The organism is Marinobacter sp. (assembly GCF_041690615.1).
In the GTDB taxonomy this organism is placed as follows: Bacteria; Pseudomonadota; Gammaproteobacteria; order Pseudomonadales; family Oleiphilaceae; genus Marinobacter.
Window position 1 is genome coordinate 112,692 of sequence record NZ_JAWLGY010000012.1, and the last position, 2,301, is coordinate 114,992.

3 protein-coding genes are annotated in these 2,301 nt (G+C 62.7%); 1 reads left to right on the plus strand and 2 read right to left on the minus strand.

Annotated features, from left to right (window positions below; genetic code table 11):
* The coding region (locus ACESMZ_RS10425) for a GAF domain-containing protein (RefSeq protein WP_372972582.1) at positions 1 to 959 on the plus strand (959 nt) is incomplete at its 5' end.
* Positions 960 to 1,007: 48 nt separating this feature from the next.
* On the opposite strand, the gene ACESMZ_RS10430 is transcribed toward ACESMZ_RS10425, so the two are convergent.
* Positions 1,008 to 1,601: a hypothetical protein gene (locus ACESMZ_RS10430; protein WP_372957620.1), complete on the minus strand. Its 594-nt coding sequence runs from the start codon at positions 1,599 to 1,601 to the stop codon at positions 1,008 to 1,010.
* Between the two features lie 157 nt (positions 1,602 to 1,758).
* Positions 1,759 to 2,301: amidase family protein (locus ACESMZ_RS10435; protein ID WP_372972583.1), on the minus strand; the 543-nt coding region annotated here is incomplete at its 5' end.

Genomic DNA, 2,301 nt, shown 5'->3' on the forward strand with positions numbered 1-2,301 from the left:
TGATGAACATCGGCGAACTGGCCTTCTGGTCCTGCGATACCGAACAGGCGGGTGAACTGGCCCAGCGCCTGCGTGCTGACGAGGACCCGGTGGAGGCCCAGAAGGCCGTGTTGCATACCACCTTCCCGGAAATTACCCGTGGTCTTGCGGAAGCCTGGGCCCTGGGGCCGTTTATCCGGGATGTGGTATCCGCCAGCCGGCCAAACTCACCCGCCAGCAGCCTGGCACGTCGTGCTGTGACCATGGCCGAACTGGCCGAGGAAGGCTGGCGCACACCCGAAATGGATCGGCTGATGGAAGCCATGGGCAGGGAACTAGATGAAAACCCCGCAACCATCCGCGACCAGGCCCGCCTGAATGCCGGCGAAGCCGGCAAGGTAGCGGTTTCCCTGGGCATCCCCCAGGTTCAGGCCCTGCTGCCTGGCGGAAGCGGCGATATCGAGGTGCCAGCGCCCCCGGCGATTGATGCTGACCTGCAATTGCGGATACTACGGGAGCTGGCCCAGAGCCTGACCGAGAAGCCGGACCTGAACACGGTGTTCCAGCTGGTACTGGAGGGGCTGCACCGGGGTATCGGCCTGACCCGGGTTGCCCTGCTGATGTCCGACCGTGATGGCCGCCGGCTGGTCCTGCGCAAGTGTGTGGGACCACAGACGGAGAGCTGGCGCGATGGCTTCCAGATCAACCGGGACGGCAGTGGCTCCCTGGGCCAGCTGCTACCCCACGGCACCTGCAGCATCTATCAGCCACCCCGACATACCACGGAGCAGGACTTCGACCCCTGGCTGGGCCGGGTACCGGCACTCACCGGGCCCTTGCTGGCCAACGGCCGGGTGCTGGGAATGTTCTATGCGGACTTCGGCGCCACCGGCAGTAAACCGACGGATGAGCACCTGCAGGCGTTCAACCACTTTCTGCAGCACGCCCAATTGTGCCTGACACTGCTGTCCAGCCAGTAAGTCGCCTTACCGGCGGACCAGCGGCAGGTCACCCGCAAGAAACCGGAGTCAGTGAAGCGCCCGCATCTGCCGCGGATAGAGCGCCGCGCTCACTTCAGGCTCTTCCAGCAGATCCGCCAGTTCGCGGTCAACGTCGGTTTCCTCGCCTTCTTCCGGCAGCGGCTCGAACAGGGTGTTGAGCCAGGAGGTCACCGAAGGTGCCTCTTCCCGCTCATAGTCGTTGGACAGTGCGCCAATGCTGCGAAAGCCGATAATCCGCTGATGACGGGGATCACGGATCTGCTCGAATCCGCGCCAGTAAATCCGGTCGCGGGTATGCAGCTGGACAAACAGGGTATCAATGGGTTCCGGGACGTCTTCCTTTTCCCGGCGTGCTTCTGCCTCGGCTTCGGCGTTGCGCTGGCGAATGGTGGTCCAGGCCGGGTACAGCAGGGCCACGGCATCGGCCTCTACATGTTCCCGGGCAGCGCGCAGAATCAGGGCCCAACGGGCTTTGTCGGCATCGGTCTCCAGGGAGTTGATGGGAAGGTCGTAGCTTTGTTCACTGGACAATACGATGGCCATGATCGGCGCATCCAGCTCACCCATGGCTTCCGCCTGTGCTACTGAAACCAGTTCTTCGATTGCCATCGGTTGGTTCATGGTACTCGCCTCCTCGATGCCATCTGAAAGGGGAGCCGGTGCGGATGCCGGCTCCGGACAACGGGCAGCCTGGCCGACTGTCCGTTAAACACAGCATAGCCTGTTCCGCCCTCAAAAATAAACGTGGGAATGATGGCAGCAGATCACAAGTCCGCCATCAATTGTCACCGATACCCCGGTTCCACAGGGTTTCATACCGGCTATACCAGGGCACGGCTTCTTCAAGTTGCGCCGCCAGCTGCAGCAACCGGCCTTCTTCGCCATGGGGAGCACCAAACTGCACACCCACCGGCAGATCCTGGTCACTCCAGCTCAATGGCAGGGAAATGGCCGGTGTACCGGTGAGATTGGCCAGCTGAGTAAAGGGGGTACGGGCCAGGCTCTCCATGGCCAGCTGATCGACGATGCCGGTTTTCAGCATCAGTTTGCCAGCCCGGGCCCTGACCAGCACTTTCGACACCACCTGCATCGCCGGGGGCAGGTCCAGCTCACCAATCCGGGCCGGGGGCTGGGCCGTGGTGGGGCACAGGTAAAGATCGTACTGGCCGAAATAGTGCCCCAGGGCGCGGGCAAACTCGTTCCATTGCTGGCGCATGCGCACATAATCGGGCAAGGGAAAACTGCGGCCCAGCATGGCCAGCAGACGGGTATCCAGCTCGAAATCGTCGTTACCGGCCCCCTCCGCCTTCGCCATATCCAT